Here is an 18903-nt window from a genome sequence, read left to right on the forward strand (position 1 = left end):
TATTGAATGTAAATTTTTCGCAGATTGTATAATATTAGAATAATCTAATAAATTAACTGCCAATAATGACATTGGAATTAAGTAAATGTGAAACAGAAATGGACATGGTCTACTTGATTTTTAGCCATTGGGACGATTATGGATATTGTACTACGTTTACTGCACACTATAAACCGTTTGGTTCGCAAAAAGTTGAGGAAATAGGGTGTGTTAAAATTGGATGGCTTTCATTAAGTAGCTAAGCAAAATCAACTTTTTCACAAAATGAGTATCTAACATATACAATTAAGGAGTTAATTCCTACAGGCATTTTCGAACACTAACAAGATGATTTTTTCTCTCTAGGGCAGGTTAAAAATTGATGATTTGTATCGTACCGACTTTGAAGCAGATTTTGTATCCCATTTTGAGGAACTAAAAAGTTTGTATGAACAAAACAAAGATATAGAAGAAATTCGTTCTGCTCAACATAGAAAAGTAAAATCATTATTCAAAACGAAAATTAAACATTAGGCATATGTAGGATTTAAAAGCATATTAGATAGCAATTGGTTTTTGGGAATATATTTACCTAGAAAGTGTATGTAATAATTTGAAAATGAATTTATTAGAGTAGATTCACAACATTCTTCATACATTAATATGCTTTCAAGTGTCCAAGCATCGTATGGTCATAACGAGGAATTAACTTTTGTAGGGGGTAAATCGCTAAGTAGCAACAGAGCTTGTCAGCTAACCTCCAATTTATGTAAGGAGTCAAGCATTTGTAATATAATGTAATTAACCGAAGGTGGTTAATTGCATTCTCATTAGGCTAATTAGTGGAAGTTGTTGATATAGCAATAATGGAAAGTTTGTAATCTTGCTTTCGCGGAAATTATGGTGAATAACGAATCAATTTTATCAGATATTAAACGTTATTTTGTTATGAGGAAATTGCTTGTATTTGTTGAAAAAACAATCAGACCCGGACAGTGTCAATAATCAGATTAAATGGATTATGGCATGGAATATGAATAAAATTATCAGGAAAGGTAAGATTATAAATGGACATATTTGGACATGTTAAAAAGCTAAACGAGGAGCAGTGGCATACAAAGTTTAAGCTGCTGAAGGAAGATTCCTATTGTGAAGGGGAAAGAGAAATATTAAAACAATGGGTTGAGGGGTTGGTAGATAGAGATCATAAGATGGTGCAAGAGTTTCAGAAAACTTTCCATGCTAGCTTTTGGGAGTTCTATTTGTATGCCTCTTTCAAAGAAGCTGGATTTACTATAGATCAAAACCATAACAGACCCGATTTTATGATTAAGGCGCCATATGAGGTGAATGTTGAAGCAGTTGTGGCAAATATAAAAGATCAGGGTAGACCAGAATCAGATAGAGGAATAAATGATTTAATGGATATGTTTATTCCACCCAAAAATCAGGATGATTTTTATAATATTCAACATGAGGCTATTGTTCGACAGTCAAATGCAATAACTTCAAAAATAAAAAAATATGAAAATGAATATGCGGAGTGTGAATGGGTAAAATCAGATATTCCATTTGTAATTGCGATGAGTTCATATGGCCAGGTGAATTATGGAAGAGAATTTATTTACCCAATGTTGACTTTATTATATGGTATGTATTATATACCAGAACAGGAACGGTATAAATTAGTGAATGAAATACCAAAGCCAGGAACAGAGGCAACTATACCAGTAGGCCTGTTTAATTCCGATAAATACAGTGATATTTCAGCAATTCTTTATTCATGTACAACAACATTAGGTAAACTGACATCTCTAGCGAAGTCGTCAGGATATTATTCAATGAACGAGGTATATAATTTAAGGCACGATTACGAGGACAAGAGGATTCCGTATAAATTACAACATGTTAGTGAAGAAACGCCAGAGTGTTTGACAGATGGATTATTTCTTTTTCATAATCCACATGCAAAAAATAAGTTAGATATAACATGCTTTGAAAATACGAATGTTACTCAATTTTTCTGGGATGAGGGGAAATTGAAGCCTAAGAGCAATACTTATCCTATAGTCTGTAGACTTAATTTTCCACGTATGCTAGAACAAGGTTATGCAATGCTGATTCAGGAATATATGCGCCAATATAATGATTTTTCACCGATGGAGTTTTATAGTATAGATCCGTCTGAGAAGATGATTGTAGATTTCGATAAAAATTGTCTGATATGTGTATGGGTATTAATGAAGGAAGAACAACAATTAAGAAATCTTCATTATGAAAGATCGCAATTTCTTACAGATGAATATTTAGAAAAAGAAGCTTTAATGGAAGTTAGAAAAAGAACCCAGGAGATAGAAAAAATTAGTCGTATTGATATCGTTAGAACAAAAGAGATGTTTGATGCAATTAATCATTAGTATAGTTGCTAGAATAAAAATAGTACAAGAGAAATTGAGAAAGTTCCCAGTAAGGATTAAAATAAAAGAAAGGGCTGGGGTAACATAATCATGAAAAAACAACATGACAAACAATTTAAAGAAGATGCTGTAAAATATTATATGGGTCACAAAGAGCTAGGAGTACGTGGTTGTGCCCCAAATCTTGATGTAGGTGCCAGTACCTTATCAATGTGGATCAGGGATTCTAAAAGGGGTATTGAAGTTAGATGTTCTGGTAATTATTCTAGTGATGAGCAGAAAGAGATTGCTAGATTAAAACGTGAACTTCGTGATACGAGGATGCACTTGATTTATTGAGTATTATGAAATAAATTTAGCTGCTAAAATTGAGGACAATAAGGTTATTAAATATTTATTTGCAAATGATGGGGAAACAATAAGTGATTTGCCACCGTATGTAATAATGGAATATGCTGATAGTGGAACTCTTAAGGAGTACATAAAAGGTAATAAAGACGAAAATAAGTTTATAGAAGAAGGTAAGTTGAAAAACTTGTTTATTCAATTGGCTAAGGGTATGAAAGCAGTTAATAATGTATTAGTTCATAGAGACATAAAACCAGATAATATATTAATTAAAGATGATGTTATTAAAATAAGTGATTTTGGCTTATCTAAGGTAGCAAATGATAGGACAAGAACTATAACGTTTAAAGGTTTTGGTCATATTATGTACACTGCGTCAGATTGTTAAATAATGAGATAGAAGAAAAAGAATTTTCTAATATTATAAGTGCTATGGTTAATAATAGATTAGCTAAAGATAATTCTGAATCTCAAAAAGAACTACAAGAGCAAAGAAAGAAAAGAGAAGATGAAGACTTTTGCAAATTAGTTGAGTATCAGTTTAAGAAGGATATTTATAAGCCAATACATGAATTTATAGATACATTTAATAAAGCATATCCTCAAGGTGAAATTACAATAACTCAAAAGAAAAGAATAACAAGTTATGAAGTTATTGATGTAAAAATTAATTTAATTTCAAGAAAGGTAATTGAAATTAAGCTTAAACCAATTCTTAAAAAAGATTTTATTAGAAAAGTAAAAAGAAGAGAATTTGGTGATGAATATACAAGAGTTGAATTATAACTTCCAGAATATAAAAGTAGGAGGATAAGAGCTTGGGGTGGATTATATATAGACCAAAGAGGATTTAATATTCTTTTAGTGCAAGATGGAGAAGAGTTATTTGGTCAATGGTTTATATTAGAAAATACTAATTCAGGTTTGATTCAAAGTAATAAGCCAGACCACTTTGCCTTTGATTTTAATGAAATTGAAAAAGGGGTTCAGCAAATTAATGTTATAAGTAGATATAATAATAATATATAAAAGTTTATGGCTTATTTATCGATGTATAATATGTAAAAAGTAAGTAAGATAGCAGTAGAATGTAATCTCATTTGTTTTAATGACTACACTTCAATGTATGTTTTGATCGTTAATTAATGTCAGTGAACAGTGCAATAAGTAAAGACATAATATGTATTGAATTTCCTATTATTCATATAATCGGCGTGCTGTAGAACTTCTAATTAGGCTAACAATGTTCAGTTATTACATTATGCGATATAACATATTTGCAATTATAAAAATTACCATCACAAAGGAGGCTGATTAGCAATTTGAAAGAATTATTAAATAAATTATTAAAAAATACTTTTATCCCTACAATAGACATGCCCACTAAATTACCAGATGCAGCAGGAGCATATCTAATTTGCGCAAAAAATACTGATGTTTTACCCTCACGAATGAAGGAATTAGAATATTCATACGTTAATGGATTACCAGTTATTTATGTAGGAATAGCTGGTAGACCAACTTCAAGGGTGAAAAGTATAAGAAAACGGGATTATAGAAATCATTTTAATGGAAAAGCTAGAAGTTCTACATTACGGAAAAGCTTGGGAGTATTGTTTGGCTTTGAAAAAGAATATGAGAGTGAAACAAATAACTTAAAGTATAAGTTCATTGATGAACACGAGGAAAATTTATCAGACTGGATGAAAGATAAATTGATAATGCATTTTGTTACAATTGATAACCCTATGGAGTTTGAGGTATATTTGATTAACACTTATGAACCACCTTTAAATTTAAAAGATAATAAGAGCGAAAAGAATAGAGCTTTTAGGAAAGAGCTATCTCAGTTAAGAACTAGATAATAAAGCCTAATTATTAAATAATTAGGCTTTAATTTAATTTCAAATTATCCATATACCCATTAGGCTAATAATGGGCAGTCGAAAAAATGAATACTTAATTGATGAGTGTAGTGAAAATGAATAACTTGGATATGGCGAACTAGTTAAAAAATGCGTCACAGTTGATTTAATAATAAGAAATGTTATAAATTTTTAAAAACAATATTTAATGATATTATATTCCTAAACAATAAAATTTAATTGTTAACCAGATTAGGGGGTGCATTATGCCAAAAAATGATAATATGCTAGCGATTTTATGGATGCTGAATTCAGGTACAAAAATAACTGCAAAGCAAATATCCGAAAGGTTAGAAATAAACATACGATCAGTTTATCGTTATATGGATGCACTGTGTGTTAGTGGAGTGCCAATAATATCGGAGTCTGGTCATAACGGCGGATATAGTTTGCTTAACAATTTTATCCGAGCACCCCTATTTTTTAATCTTGAAGAGAAAAAATCACTTTTGCATGCTGCTGTTTTTGCAATGGAATCAGGATATCCTTTTATGGAATCACTAAATAATGCAACATCAAAGTTAAAGATGTTTTCGAATCAAGAACAAGAAAAGGTTCTCAATCGTCATTTAGTTGGATTTGAAGTAGTGAGCCGTATTTGCGATCCAGCTGTCAAACCTATATTAATGGAACTCGAGCAAGCTGTTGCAAATGAATGCTCTATGGAAATTGAATACTGTACAGGTTATGAAGGGCATCCCAAGCATAGGGTTGTTGACCCCTATGGGATGCTTTACTGGAACAATAAATGGTACGCTATTGCATTTTGCCATCTTAGGAATGAAATTCGTAACTTTAGGGTAGATAGAATAATAAATATTATAAGCACTAAAAATACGTTTAAGCGTCCTGAAGCTTTTTCGGCACGTGAGTTTTTTACAGAAAGCTTATTATCGAATATAGAAAGTAAAGTAGAACTTTGCACTTTAGTAATTGAGGGCAAGTCAGAAGCATTGAATGACCTAAGTGCACATTGGTTTTTAGGATATCATCTGATTAAACGAACTGAATGCAGAATGATTTTTTTAATGGATGAATACTCAATCCATACCTATGTTCCTCATATTCTACTTCCATATGGCAAAGCAATAAAGGTGCTTGAACCAAATAGTTTTAAAGCTGCTATGGCATCAATTCTTAAAGATTTGCTGGACTATTATCTCCACTGACTGAATTTGTCAGTAAAGATAATATATAATTGATTAAGATGGAGCTTGAAACCATCCTGTGATAAATAGTACTAAAAAATGAAAGTGGAGGAATAGAAAATGAAAAACAAAGTATATCTTTATGTATTTGATACAATGGCAGACTGGGAAATAGGTTATTTAAGTACTGAAATCAATTCGGGAAGGTACTACAAAAAGGGATTAATGCCTCTAAAAATAGTAACTGTAGGAATTAACAAGAACCCTATTACTACAATGGGAGGTCTAGAAATATTGCCAGAAATTGAACTTAAGGAGTGTAGTATTGAAGAGACCGTTGCTTTGATTCTACCTGGTGGGAATACATGGACAGAAGCAATTCATGCGCCCATTATAAGAATGGCTGAAGAATGTTTAGAGAAAGGTATTGTTGTAGGGGCAATTTGTGGTGCTACAATAGGACTTGCTATGGAAGGAGTATTAGATAAGCGAGCTCATACAAGCAATGACCTGGAATATCTTAAAATGGTCTGTCCAAGCTATGCAGGAGAAAAATATTATAAGCAAGAATACGCAGTAACTGATAGAAGTTTGATTACTGCCTCTGGAATAGCTCCTCTAGAATTTACTTTGCATATATTGAAAATTCTAGAGGTGTTTTCACCACAAACCTTAGATTCTTGGTACAATCTTTATAAAACTCAAGATGCAGAATATTTCTTTGAGTTGATGAGCTCGATTCAATAGTAGAAAATTGAGTGAATCAAAGTTATTTATATAAATATAAAAGTATAAAGCCAAATGCGGAGTTGGAGATTATTATAGACTTGCAAGTGAGTCTGTTTCAAAGTTTATGTAAACTTCCATGATTGATATAGAATAAATATAAGTCATGGAGTTTTTTTATGGAAAGAAGTTAATACTACTCTGAAAGCTTATGAACCAAATATATCTATGCTTCTTCAAAGGTTAAAAGAACGCTATAAGGGGTAGAGCCACATAGCCATCAAGCTAAGAAAATCCTATAAAAATAAAGCCCCCCATTTGTAAAAATGTTATTATTTGAAAGATAATAAAAACACATCAATGGGGGTAAATTACAAATGATAAAAGAAAACTTAAAATTGGATAAAGATATAAAGCTTTTTGCAGATGAACTTAAAAGATGCTTTTCAAAAGAGGAGCTTGAAGAAATAGCGAGAGAAACGGGGTTTGTGAAAAGAAAAGGTAAAATTGAAGCATGGGAATTCGTTTGCTTATGCTGTTTTATGGATGCAGAGGTTGCAAATAACACACTTGTTACCTTATGTACAAAACTTAGTGCAAAAATAGGAATAGTTATTTCTAATCAAGCATTAGATCAACGTTTAAATGAAAGATGTGTAGAATTTTTAAAGAAGATTTTTGAGAACCTATTGCGCCAAACAATAACAAATAATACTTGTATACCAAGTGTATGGGATGAACATTTCAAACGAATAAGAATACTTGATTCTACTGCTTTTCAAGTGCCAGAAAGCTATAAAGATATTTATCCTGGATCTGGTGGCTGTTCTCAAGCTTCTGGTGTAAAAATACAACTAGAATATGAATTGAAATCTGGAAATCTGCTTAATATACAAGTAGGAGCGGGATCAGGAAGTGACAATACTTTTGGGAGCAAAATAAGAGATACTGTCAAAGCTGGCGATCTTATTTTAAGAGATCTTGGGTATTTCAACTTTGAAGATTTTTTGGATATAGAAGATAGAGAAGCTTTTTTCATATCAAGACTCAAACCTAATATAGCAGTATATATAGAAAATAAGGATATAGAGTACTATAAGAATGGCTCTCCTAAAAAATCAAGCCTTTTTAAAAGAATCTATATTTCTGACATAATGAAACAGATGGGCGAGGGAGACCGTTATGAAATTAAGGATGTTTATGTAGGTAAGGAAAAGAGCCTAAATACAAGGCTTATTTTGTATAAACTAACAAATGAGCAATTGAAAAAAAGAACAGAAAAATCTGTGAAGACTGCTAAAAAGAAGGGTATAGAAAAAAGTGATAATACTATTGAATTATTAGGGATATCTATTTATATAACGAATATTACAGAAGAAGTTTTAAGTGCAAAGCAGGTTCATGAGTTTTACAGTTTAAGGTGGCAGATCGAAATAATATTTAAAACTTGGAAATCCATATTTAGTATACAAGTTGTAAAGTTAGTTAAAATAGAACGGTTTCAATGTCAGCTTTATGGAAAACTTATTTTGCTACTCATAAGCTCTGCTGTAATGTTTAAAATGAGGACTTTATCTTTAGAAAATAACGGGCTTGAAGCTAGTGAAATTAAAACTTGTGAAATAGTTCATGAATATATTGATAGTCTATACTTTGAGCTTATCAAATTCCCTAATAAAATTTTCAACACCTTAAAATTCATATTTGAAAATGTAGTTAGGAATGGTATGAAATCTCATAAAAAAGATAAGAAAACCGTTTTTGATATCCTTGGAATTTGTTATAAACGAACATCAGCGCAGGCTAAAGTTGCAGCATAAACCAACTTAAAAAAATTGCGAATATTCCCACTATATAGTGGTTTTTTTGGCATGCCATGAAATTATTTGAATACTAATATGAACTTAAAATACACCATTCAAATTCACGAAAGAAAAATTAATGGTAAAATATTGTAGCTGGTGATAGTCCGATATTATTTAATGTGGCTTAGCTTGATGGCTATGGGGTAGAGCCAACAATTCTCTTATTCACACCAACAGGAACAAAAAACGACTATAAATCAAGTAATATCAAGAAAATTTCTATTATATTATTAGCAATGCAAATACTCACTACCAATCACGAGAACTTAAATTGTTGATAGAAAAAATATTGAAAGCCATTAAGGAAAAAAATATTTAATTCACTATGGAAGATAAGTATTATTTCTATTAAGCCATGTGTCATATTCTTCTTGATGGACGACACAAACAACTGTTAGAATTACTAAAGTAATGAAGTAATTCTGCGTTTTTTTATATATTCTTGAGCTTCCAATTATTCTTATAATGGGAAGGGGGAAAAATGAATACTTAATTGATGAGCGTAGGGAGTATCAGAGATATTTGAAAAGTCATGTTTTATAAAGATATCCCTCCGTTAAGAATAGCGGTGGATATGTCTAACTTGTATTTTATTACGAAGAATATATATTTAATAATGACAGGGGGAGAATAGTAATGTTTTTAAGTAGAGTTCAATTATTTATTGCAACAAAAATGTTAAATATAGTATTACCTATCCTAATTTTATTTGGTCTTTTTCAGTTTGGAAAAGGTAATCTTATTGATAGTATTATATATACTTTCTTTGTGGGTAATTTCATATTTTTATTATTTAAGACTGCTCCTTGGGAATTTACAAACTATTATATTAGACATGTTTTAGTTTCGATTTATTTAATAATTGCTTTCAGAAATCTTCTTTTTATTAATACAGGCATACAAGGTATATTTGGTATTAAAGTTTTAGTAGATGTTTTAGTTTTAGTTCTATCTTTAATTTTAATGTATTTTAATATTGGTTCTGTTCGTGCTTCAAAGAAGCCAAAGGATTGTATAAATTTATCATTACCATTTAAAGATGGCAAATATATTATAACAGATGGTGGAGATGGTAGGATTAGTTCATTACTCAATTATCATAATAAAGCTCAGATACATAAAAATGGAAAATCAAATACATCTATGAGGTATGCAACTGATATAGCCAAGCTTAATAAAATTGGATTTACAGTAAAAAATGTTCTCACTAAAGAAAATAAAGATTATGAGGTATTTCACGAAAAGGTATATTGTCCATGTGATGCTACTGTAGTTGAAATAGTAAATGGAATAGAAAACAATATCCCATTTAGTGGAATATATCCTTACAATGTTGGAAATCGGGTAATATTAAAAATAGATAATTATTATATAGTTATGGGACATTTGGCGAAGGACAGCATAGCGGTAGAAGTAGGTAATAGTGTGAAATTAGGACAACGATTAGCGAAAATAGGAAATAGTGGATTAACCCCTCGACCTCATTTGCATATGCAAGTATCAAAATGCGAAGATGGACAATATTGGCAGGGTAAGAGTGTACCTATATTTTTTAATGATTTATATTACCCAATCAAGAATAAAATCATTATAGTTTAGGCAATCAGTCTGTAATCTTTTGTATTGGACATTTTTTTGTATGTATAGTATCTATTATTACTAAGAATAATGGGTAAATTAATTCAAAATAAAGTTGAGTTATGTCGCAACCTTCTTATAGTACGTCATAACAGCCACAAAATAGTAGTTCCATTTTTGATTTATAGTTCATCGAAAATGCTGTCTTGTGGCTGTTTTTTGCACGAATCGTTGCCGTACACCGTATACCTTTACGTAGGGTTTTTGCTTTCACAGTTACATCTTACAAAAATATAGCAATACAATTTCTAAAATAACCTTATTTTTTAATTTTTTAAGTCGATATATATCATAGGACGGTTATATTTCTAATAAGTTTTGTTAGTCATTACATTTGAAAAGAGGTTAATATGAGCATTTCAATATCAGGTTCAAGCAAAATACAGTCTATTAGCTTTAATAATTATGATATGATTAAATATATATTTTATGATAAATTTATAAAATATTGCGGTGCTATGAAAATCTATGAATTAATGATAATATTTATTGAGGAAACGTAATAAAAACAAGGGCTTAATAATAATGAAAGAATTATAGAGGGGTGTAATTATGTTCAGAGAAATGAGAAGAAAAAAGCAATTATTGTCCAAAGAAGAAACAATTGAAATTCTACAAGAGTGCACATCTGGAGTTTTAGGTGTAATAGGCGATGATGATTACCCATATACCGTTCCCGTAAGTTATGCTTATAAAGACGGAAAACTCTTTTTTCATGGTGCAAAAGAAGGGCATAAGATTGACAGCATAAAAAGGAATGATAAGGTGACATTTTGTGTCATAGAAAAAGACGAAGTAATACAAAAAACTTTTACTACCCATTTTCGTAGTGTGTCTGTTTTTGGTAGAGCAAGGATTCTTACAGAAGATGACGAGAGGAGATATGCCATTGAAAGTTTAGTTGAAAAGTATTCACCTGACTATATTGAAGAAGGACAGCGAGAAATTGAAAGTGAATGGAATAGAGTATGTTTATTTGAAATCAAAATCGAACATATAACAGGTAAAGCAGCTATAGAAATCGTAAATAATAGGCAGAATTAGGTCACAATATGCTTCTAAGTAGTCACAAGTAAACCCATACCTAATGATATGGGTTTACTTTATTAAGTGTATATGGAGGTGTGTAATGAAACTAACGGCACTTATTGAAAATAAAGCTACTGGTAATTTGAGTGGGGAACATGGACTTGCTGTCCATATCGAATACAATGGAAAACAGTATCTTTTAGATACTGGTGCATCAAATAAGTTCCAGAATAATGCCAATAAACTAGGCATAGATTTAAAAAATATTGATACTGCTGCGTTATCACATTGTCATTATGACCACTCTGGTGGATATGTTGGATTTTTTTCTGAAAACAGTAAAGCAAAAGTATATCTCCAAAGTGCAGCACGGGGAAAGAAAGCACATATGTATCGAAAAACAGAAAAAGGATTTGTTGCCGATGATTTTCAGCATGAACAAAGGTTGGTGTTTGAAGTAGAGAACGGTTTAGTTATTCTAAATAGTTGCTGTCACGGGCGTTGATAACATTATTGAAGAGGTAATGGAAACGTTCAACGGAAAGGAAGTTCTGGCTATAATCGGTGGTTTTCATTTAATGGGGATTATAGGCACCAAGTCTATGGGTGGAAAACCGGAAGAGGTTAGAGCATTAGGAAAACAACTATTTGATTTGAATGTAAAGCATATATATACTGGTCATTGTACTGGTAATTCTGCTTATAAGGTATTGAAAGAGAAACTGGGAGAACGGTTGCAATATTTTAGTACGGGAACCACAGTTGAACTATAAGATTATGAGCAATAATGTGAAGCTGGAAAAATGAACACTTAATTGATGAGTGTAGGGAATATAAGAAATATCTGAAAAGCCATGGTTATACAAAGATATCCCTCCGTTAAAGAATAGCGGGGGATATGTCTAACTTGTAGAATAAGACTAAGTTTAGTGTAGAAAAATTTTTAGGGGGAGTGGTATACAGGTGAAGTTTATAGACATGGAAAATTGGGAAAGAAAAAATCATTACAATTATTTTAAACAACTTGATTATCCTCATTTTAATATTTGTGGAAATGTTGATATTACTGAATTTTATAGATTTATTAAGGAAAAAGATAATCCGTTTTTTATATCAATGTTGTATGTTGTTACAAAAACAGCAAATAGCATAAAGGAATTTCGTTATAGGATAAGAGAAGATAAAATAATTGAACATGAAATGGTCAGTCCTTCTTTTACAGTAATGACTTCAAATGAAATATTTAGTTTTTGTACAGCTGAATTTATAGATGGATTTAAAGAATTTAAGATTAACACATCAAATGAAATAGAAAGAACAAAAAATAATGTAAGTATTGGAAATGAACCAGGTCGTGATGACCTTATATATACTACAAGTATTCCATGGGTTTCATTTACTAGTATAACTCACCGAATTCAAATGAACCCTGTTGCTAGTGTCCCAATAATAGCATGGGGTAAATACTTTGAGGAAAATGGAAAGATAAAGTTACCACTATCTGTTCAAGTACATCACTCACTGGTAGATGGCGTACATGTTGGACATTACTTTAATAAAATTCAAGAAATTTTAGATAATCCTGTAAAGTATTTATAATATCTGCTTTTAGAAAAAATAATTTTATATTTATGCAGTTGTTTTCAATGTTCTTAAAGTTCGTCTTAAACAACTGTAAAATTTACTGAAAAAATTAGATAAACTGTACAGGTTGTGTCTATAATCGGAAGTTGAAAAATAAGAAATTAATGGGGATTTGTCTAATCTGCATATAATTGTGACAAATGAAGTATGAAAAACAATACGATAAATGGTAATTTGGAGGAGGGTATATGGCAAATTTAAAATATATAACAACACAATCATTAGAAGAATTGTTTGACATGGAAAGTGGATATGTAATAGATTTCTCAAATGGTTCATTTCAAAGATTTATAAAAGGAATCATTGGCATTGATATTTATCAAGATAAGGGGTATGAGGACTATTGTTCAAAAGCTAATAAATTACGACAAATCTTTGAATCGGAATCTAATTCTAAGGTTACCAAATTAATAACTGCATTACTAAATTATTATGAGGATTACAAATTAAAAAATAATAAATTATCAGATTACGATAAAAAGAAAATTGATGAAACAAAAGAAGCTATAGAGAATTTAGAAAAAGAAAATGATGAAAAAGTTGTTGTAATTGAAGAAGTGGATGAATTAATTCAAAAAATATCAACAAGAAATGCACAATTTAGCGAAATGGCACTGGATGAAAAATTAAAAGAAATAGGGAATTTAATTGAATATCTATTAAAAAAAGACGGGAAATTCATTACATTGAATTATGATAACATTTTTTTAGGATTTATTAAAGAAAGTGATGTAAAGGAATTAAGAAAGAAAATTCAATGTTTTAGGCATTCGTCACAAGAAAGTCTTATAGAAAGAAAAGATTGTACAGAGAATCAAAAACAATTTATGGTAGAATTAGGGATTGCCATATGTAATGTAATTTTTAAAGAATTAAAAAATAATAAAATTAATCAAATAAATTCCAATTGTAGGGTTGAGATAAGATAATTTTAAAATCAGTTATGTCGAATTTTTCTTAAAGTTCATCATAAGTAATTATAAGAATTATTAGATAAATCAGATAAATTGGACAGGCTATGTCTATAATGCGAGTCTAAAAACTTAATTTATTTTCAGCAGAAGGGGAATAATATGATGAAAAAATTTGAAGGTGTATCTTGGGGTAATATAACTCAAGATGATAGAACACTGTTATTACAAAATGCAGTTTGCAGGGATGATTTACTTGGAATGCAGATGAATAATGGGGAAGGATTAATTGAGTTTAATGAAACCCTGGCCGTTATGGGCGAGATTAATAATGGAAAGGTTAAAATAAGTAACAAAGCTATTCTTTATAATGCATGTATTGGCAAGAATGGCCCAATGAGTAAAGAGGAATTGGACAATATGATGGGTAGTTACAGAGAAAATAATATCGATGATTTAAATAAAAGGGTCTATGAATTTGAAAAGAAATTAAAAAATAGTCCACATGTGGTTTTACTCGGTGCAGGTGCAAGTGTAGCAGCGATACCAAATGGAGATAAGAACGGGAAAAAAATATCTGCAATGAAAGGTTTTATCGCAAAACTCGAAATGCAGGATATAATCGCAACTGTTAACTTGAACACAACCAGTGACAACCTTGAAGATATTTATATGGAAATGTATGAGAGGAAAGATTGCGATCAACAGAGAAAACAGTTAGAAGGGGCAATAGAAAATTATTTTAGTGAATTTGAATTGCCAGATGAACCGAACACATATGATTTTCTATTATTGAGTCTAACAAAAAAAGATTTAGTTGCAACATTTAATTGGGATCCCTTATTAGTTGAGGCATATACGCGGTGTTCAAAAATTACACTCAATCTACCATCGCTTGCTTTTTTGCATGGAAATATAGTTATTGCTACTTGTGAAAAGGATAATGTATTAGGAAGCCCATTTATGTCATGTCCGCATTGTGGGAAAATGCTTAAAAAAGTGCCTCTGTTGTACCCAATAAGGAATAAAAATTATGAAAACAATCCATATATTTCAGCTAGTTGGAAACAATTAGAGCACTATTTACAACATACTTATAGATTGACTATATTTGGATATAGCGCCCCCAAAAGTGATGTAGCTGCAGTTTCTATGTTAAAAAAAGCATGGGGAAAAGTTAACGATAGAAATTTGGAGGAGATTGAAATCATAGATATACGTCCAGATGACGAAGTTGTTGAGTCTTGGAGCGACTTTATTCATACTCATCATTATTCTGTAATAAATAATATATTTGAATCTTCATTAGGAAAATTTCCTAGAAGAACTTGTGAACTGCTTTTTGATAATACTCAAAACAACAGATGGATCAATGGAAATCGAGGGTTTTCCAGAAAAATGAGTTTTGAGGAGATTCGTAATTATTTAAAAAAGTTAATTGACAATGAGAACTCTGGTGCAGAAATACTGGATAATCCATATGTTGAATAAGTACAATAGCAATATAATTATCATCATGATGCTTTTCAATTATCCATATACCCATTAGGTTAATAATAGGAAGTTGATGTATTCACAAAATACATCTAAATAGGGAATAAAATTTAGGATGATGAATGGCTAACCGTAACATAAGTAAATGAGGTCTTTACTAAATTGGATAATACATATTTAAACTAATTATAATAAGTTATTAATTTATATCTTTATTTTACACAGGTTATGTATAATAAAGATATAATCTATGATTAAGATAAATTAGAAATTGTTAGATATAAAGAAATAGAGTAGTTACTAGGTGGAGAAAATATGAGTATGATGGCGAATTAGAAAGTGATTGTAAGCGATGATGGCAGATGTGTGCACTTCGGTTTGGAAGTATTCATTTATCAAAGGAAGAACATAGCTTACAACATTAATAGTGAAAATATTTTACTATGATTATAATATAAAAACAATTATTGTGGCTGGTTAGGAAAAGTTATACGATTAATGCTACAAATAAAGGTCGATTAAAGTGTCAGTATGTAGCTATGATAAGAGCAAAGAGATTACAGTGTCTGGCTATACTAATGAATTTGTGGATGATAAACAAGCACGAGAGTTAGAAAAACTAAAATATCGAGGAAATAATATTAAGATTATTTGGAGATGGAAATGTATAACTAAATATTCGATTTAAAAATTGGGGGGTGATATTATGGGATATTCTGAAAAAGTTCAGGTTGAGTTGGCAAATGCACAACAAACTGCTATAGCAAATAAAATAATTGATATGCTACAAAAACTAAAATTGAGCAATGATGAGACTACTGCTTGTCGATGGATATGGGAGTTAATTCAAAATGCTAAAGATGTGGTAAATGATACTGGCACAGTCGATATTAAAATAAATCTTGACAAACAAGAAAAGTGCTTAGTTTTCCAACATAATGGTAAATGCTTTACTACTAAGAATATTGTTTATCTTATTTCACAGGTATCATCGAAGGAAAGGGACAATTCTGAAGAGAAGAAAACAACAGGCAAATTTGGAACCGGATTTTTAACTACACACCTGTTATCTGAAAAAGTAACAATAGAGGGTTTATTACAAGATCCTGGAGAAAGTGTTAAGAAGATAAATATTTTCCTAGATAGAAGTGGAGAAACAAAAACTGAAATTATTAAGTCTGTTAATAGTAGTTTTACCCAACTTGAAAGTAGCGAAGAGATTGATGATTATAATGAAGTAGATCAATATGGATATAATACGAAATTTAGATATCAATTAGATGATGAAGGATTTAAAACGGCCGAAAGAGGTATTGAGAGTCTGTACATTTCAGCTCCATATATATATTCTTTTTTGAATGAAATAAATTCAATAATTATAAATGATATAATTAAATTTAGAAGGGGACAAGTTCGTAAAAACGATGATATAGCATTGCATTCTATTCAGTGTGATAAGGAGGGGGTTACTAGTGAACTTTTGATTCTTTCGTTGAACAAAGGGGATGTAATGGTAGCAGCCCCAGTTACTTATGAAAATGAGATTATAATCTTTAAGCCATATGTAAAAGGAACACCAAAACTATTTTGTGATTTTCCTCTCATTGGAACAGAAGATTTTTCTTTTCCAGTAGTAGTGAATAGTTCTTGCTTTAATCCGACAGAGCCGAGAAATGGTATTTTTTTGACTGATAAAGAAAAGCAGGTTATAGAAGAAAATAAGAAATTGATGTTGCAGGCATCGGATGCATACAAAGCACTTTTGGATTATGCAGAAAAATGTGAATGGAAACGAACATATAATGTTGTTGCTATTCGTCGGCAACCTTCTAAAGATTGGTTATCAAGCGAATGGTTAGAAGAAAATATTATTGAAAGAAGCAAAAAACATATTAAAGAAGCACTAATTATAGATACATCAAAAGAGGAGAGAAAATCATTATATGATTGGATAGATGACTCCGATATGCTAATAATTGGAGATTTAGATAAACAATTAAGGGAGCATGTGTGGAACTTAGCTCAATATATATATTTAGATAAGATTGTTCTGTTTGAGGAAATACATGAATGGTATGATTCTTTATGGTCAGAGTGCAGAAACTTTAATATTTCAGAGTTAATAAAGTGTGTAGAATCTTTTGGGAATATAGAATCTTTGGACGAAAAACTTATCGGCGATATGGATTCAATAGTCTGGTTAAACATGCTATATGAAACAATAATAGATTTATTAGATGAAGAAGAATATGAAAATTCTAAAATTTTTCCGAACCAATTAGGGGGATTTTGTTCCCTTGAAGAATTATATTACGACAATGGCATAGAAGAGGAATACAAAGATATATTGGAGCTATTAGGTGGAAAATGTAGAAGTTACCTAATGGACAATAGGATTAATATTCAAGGTAAAATAGAAAGACCAGTGTATGATTATAAATCTTTGTTTAAAGAAATTGAATTTGGCTTGGATAATGACTGTGAAGAATATCGTCATGCAATTGGAAAACTGATGTTATTGTATGATGATGCATCTCAAGATGACAATGAACAGATTGCTTTAATTGGTATGATTCATGCAATGTTTGAAGGTGAATTGTCAGATGTGTGTAAAGTGAATAATATTTCTGATTCTATTATGAAAAAGGTTAAAAATTATTGGTGTACTGTACTTGCTGATACTGTAAGTGAATGTAGATGTATAGGTCAATTAAAAAATACAATCATTTTGCCTGAAAAATATACCATTAATCAATGGATGTCAAAATTTATTGAGTATTTAGTTAAGTATAAGCATATTAATCTGTTGGATAAAAAGACCAAACCAATATTGCCAAATCAAAATGGAGTATTTCAAACGGAAGAGAGTCTTTTTCTAGATTCAGGAGAAATTGATGAGTTGTTTAAAGATATTCTTGTTGATGCAGGGGAAGATATTAGAGAAAGTCTTCTGCTTGTAGATATCTATCTTGATTTACATAAAAACAGAACGAAATTCTTAAAAGATATTTCACAGAATATTATTAATTATGTAAAAAATAATCAGGGGAAAATAAAAAATCAAGACCTTAAAATTATAGAAAACTTTAAAAAGCTTTATCTTTGGATTGTTGATCATGAGGATAAATCAAAGAGTTATTTTGGAGAACTTCTTGAAAATAAACATTGGTTATATAATGATCATGAAATTGCTGATAATATGAGAAAAGCAGAAGTATACGATGATATATTGGAAAAATACAATATTCATGATTCTAGAGGGCTAGAGGCGATACTTAAGCTGCATGAAAAAGAAATGGAAACTGATACTATTGACGAGGAAGAAATTACAGAGGAAACCCTTGTGCAATGTGGTATATCTAGTGAAGAAGATTACTTAAAAGCAATTGATATGAATGTCTTTGGTAATCATTTTGTTCATACATCGGAAAGTGATCCGGATAAATTTTCTTTTGTAGAAAAAATATTGGAACGTTCGAAAAATAATATATTCCATTTCTTAATAGGGTTAGAGGAATATGATTTAAGCGATCCAATTCCAGTTAACAATACTATATTTATAATTAAAAAACATGGAAAGGAAACTTTTTTGATTACAAGACCATCTGATTATGGACAAGTTGTTTTATATTATGATTTGGAAAAGGATGTTCTTGATTATGAGAAAGAGTGGGAACTTTGGGTGGAGAATGGAAGATCAACACCTGAAAGAATTACTTTTGGAAAAATGATGAAATTAACAGGGATAAATAAAATACCATTGAGAAAGGTTAGATGAC

At 30.5% G+C, this 18903-nt stretch carries 20 protein-coding genes; all 20 read left to right on the top strand.

What is annotated here, in order from left to right:
• The first annotated feature begins 71 nt into the window (after positions 1–71).
• A complete protein-coding gene (locus ACWJJ7_RS01575) occupies positions 72–242 on the top strand; it encodes a hypothetical protein (RefSeq protein WP_462963632.1) in 171 nt (56 codons plus the stop codon).
• Between the two features lie 804 nt (positions 243–1046).
• The gene (locus ACWJJ7_RS01580) at positions 1047–2396 is read left to right on the top strand and encodes a hypothetical protein (RefSeq protein ID WP_462963633.1); all 1350 of its coding nucleotides are present in this window, start codon (positions 1047–1049) and stop codon (positions 2394–2396) included.
• A gap of 90 nt (positions 2397–2486) precedes the next feature.
• Positions 2487–2735 carry a transposase gene (locus ACWJJ7_RS01585; protein WP_462963634.1) on the top strand — a complete coding sequence of 83 codons (249 nt, stop codon included), beginning with the start codon at positions 2487–2489 and terminating at the stop codon, positions 2733–2735.
• Positions 2736–2745: 10 nt separating this feature from the next.
• Entirely contained in the window at positions 2746–3132 is a 387-nt protein-coding gene (locus ACWJJ7_RS01590) for a protein kinase domain-containing protein (RefSeq protein ID WP_462964910.1), read from the top strand.
• Complete coding sequence (locus tag ACWJJ7_RS01595) at positions 3126–3530, top strand: hypothetical protein (protein WP_462963635.1); 405 nt, start codon at positions 3126–3128, stop codon at positions 3528–3530. The genes ACWJJ7_RS01590 and ACWJJ7_RS01595 overlap by 7 nt, the downstream gene beginning before the upstream one ends.
• Before the next feature lie 78 nt (positions 3531–3608).
• Positions 3609–3773 (top strand): hypothetical protein, encoded by a 165-nt coding sequence (locus ACWJJ7_RS01600; protein WP_462963636.1) that lies wholly within the window; start codon positions 3609–3611, stop codon positions 3771–3773.
• Positions 3774–4066: 293 nt separating this feature from the next.
• Positions 4067–4609, top strand: coding sequence for a GIY-YIG nuclease family protein (locus ACWJJ7_RS01605; protein WP_462963637.1), 543 nt, complete (start codon positions 4067–4069; stop codon positions 4607–4609).
• A 266-nt stretch (positions 4610–4875) separates the two neighbouring features.
• Positions 4876–5838, top strand: a complete 963-nt coding sequence (locus ACWJJ7_RS01610) for a helix-turn-helix transcriptional regulator (protein WP_462963638.1) — start codon at positions 4876–4878, stop codon at positions 5836–5838.
• 99 nt (positions 5839–5937) lie between these two features.
• Positions 5938–6564: a type 1 glutamine amidotransferase family protein gene (locus ACWJJ7_RS01615; RefSeq protein WP_462963639.1), complete on the top strand. Its 627-nt coding sequence runs from the start codon at positions 5938–5940 to the stop codon at positions 6562–6564.
• Positions 6565–6920: 356 nt separating this feature from the next.
• Positions 6921–8363 carry an IS4 family transposase gene (locus ACWJJ7_RS01620; RefSeq protein WP_462962964.1) on the top strand — a complete coding sequence of 481 codons (1443 nt, stop codon included), beginning with the start codon at positions 6921–6923 and terminating at the stop codon, positions 8361–8363.
• 681 nt (positions 8364–9044) lie between these two features.
• Positions 9045–10007 (top strand): M23 family metallopeptidase, encoded by a 963-nt coding sequence (locus ACWJJ7_RS01625; RefSeq protein ID WP_462963640.1) that lies wholly within the window; start codon positions 9045–9047, stop codon positions 10005–10007.
• Positions 10008–10396: 389 nt separating this feature from the next.
• The gene (locus ACWJJ7_RS01630) at positions 10397–10549 is read left to right on the top strand and encodes a hypothetical protein (RefSeq protein WP_462959129.1); all 153 of its coding nucleotides are present in this window, start codon (positions 10397–10399) and stop codon (positions 10547–10549) included.
• A gap of 49 nt (positions 10550–10598) precedes the next feature.
• Complete coding sequence (locus ACWJJ7_RS01635) at positions 10599–11090, top strand: pyridoxamine 5'-phosphate oxidase family protein (protein ID WP_462963641.1); 492 nt, start codon at positions 10599–10601, stop codon at positions 11088–11090.
• An 85-nt stretch (positions 11091–11175) separates the two neighbouring features.
• Positions 11176–11580, top strand: a complete 405-nt coding sequence (locus ACWJJ7_RS01640; protein ID WP_462963642.1) for an MBL fold metallo-hydrolase — start codon at positions 11176–11178, stop codon at positions 11578–11580.
• A 19-nt stretch (positions 11581–11599) separates the two neighbouring features.
• Positions 11600–11848, top strand: coding sequence for a hypothetical protein (locus ACWJJ7_RS01645; RefSeq protein WP_462963643.1), 249 nt, complete (start codon positions 11600–11602; stop codon positions 11846–11848).
• A gap of 190 nt (positions 11849–12038) precedes the next feature.
• Positions 12039–12674, top strand: coding sequence for a CatA-like O-acetyltransferase (locus ACWJJ7_RS01650; RefSeq protein WP_462963644.1), 636 nt, complete (start codon positions 12039–12041; stop codon positions 12672–12674).
• Between the two features lie 233 nt (positions 12675–12907).
• Complete coding sequence (locus tag ACWJJ7_RS01655; protein ID WP_462963645.1) at positions 12908–13648, top strand: hypothetical protein; 741 nt, start codon at positions 12908–12910, stop codon at positions 13646–13648.
• Between the two features lie 147 nt (positions 13649–13795).
• The gene (locus ACWJJ7_RS01660) at positions 13796–15121 is read left to right on the top strand and encodes a hypothetical protein (protein WP_462963646.1); all 1326 of its coding nucleotides are present in this window, start codon (positions 13796–13798) and stop codon (positions 15119–15121) included.
• Positions 15122–15647: 526 nt separating this feature from the next.
• A complete protein-coding gene (locus ACWJJ7_RS01665; protein WP_462963647.1) occupies positions 15648–15812 on the top strand; it encodes a hypothetical protein in 165 nt (54 codons plus the stop codon).
• Positions 15813–15830: 18 nt separating this feature from the next.
• Entirely contained in the window at positions 15831–18902 is a 3072-nt protein-coding gene (locus ACWJJ7_RS01670) for a sacsin N-terminal ATP-binding-like domain-containing protein (RefSeq protein WP_462963648.1), read from the top strand.
• Position 18903 lies beyond the last annotated feature (1 nt).

This window comes from Clostridium sp. CM042, assembly GCF_055080995.1.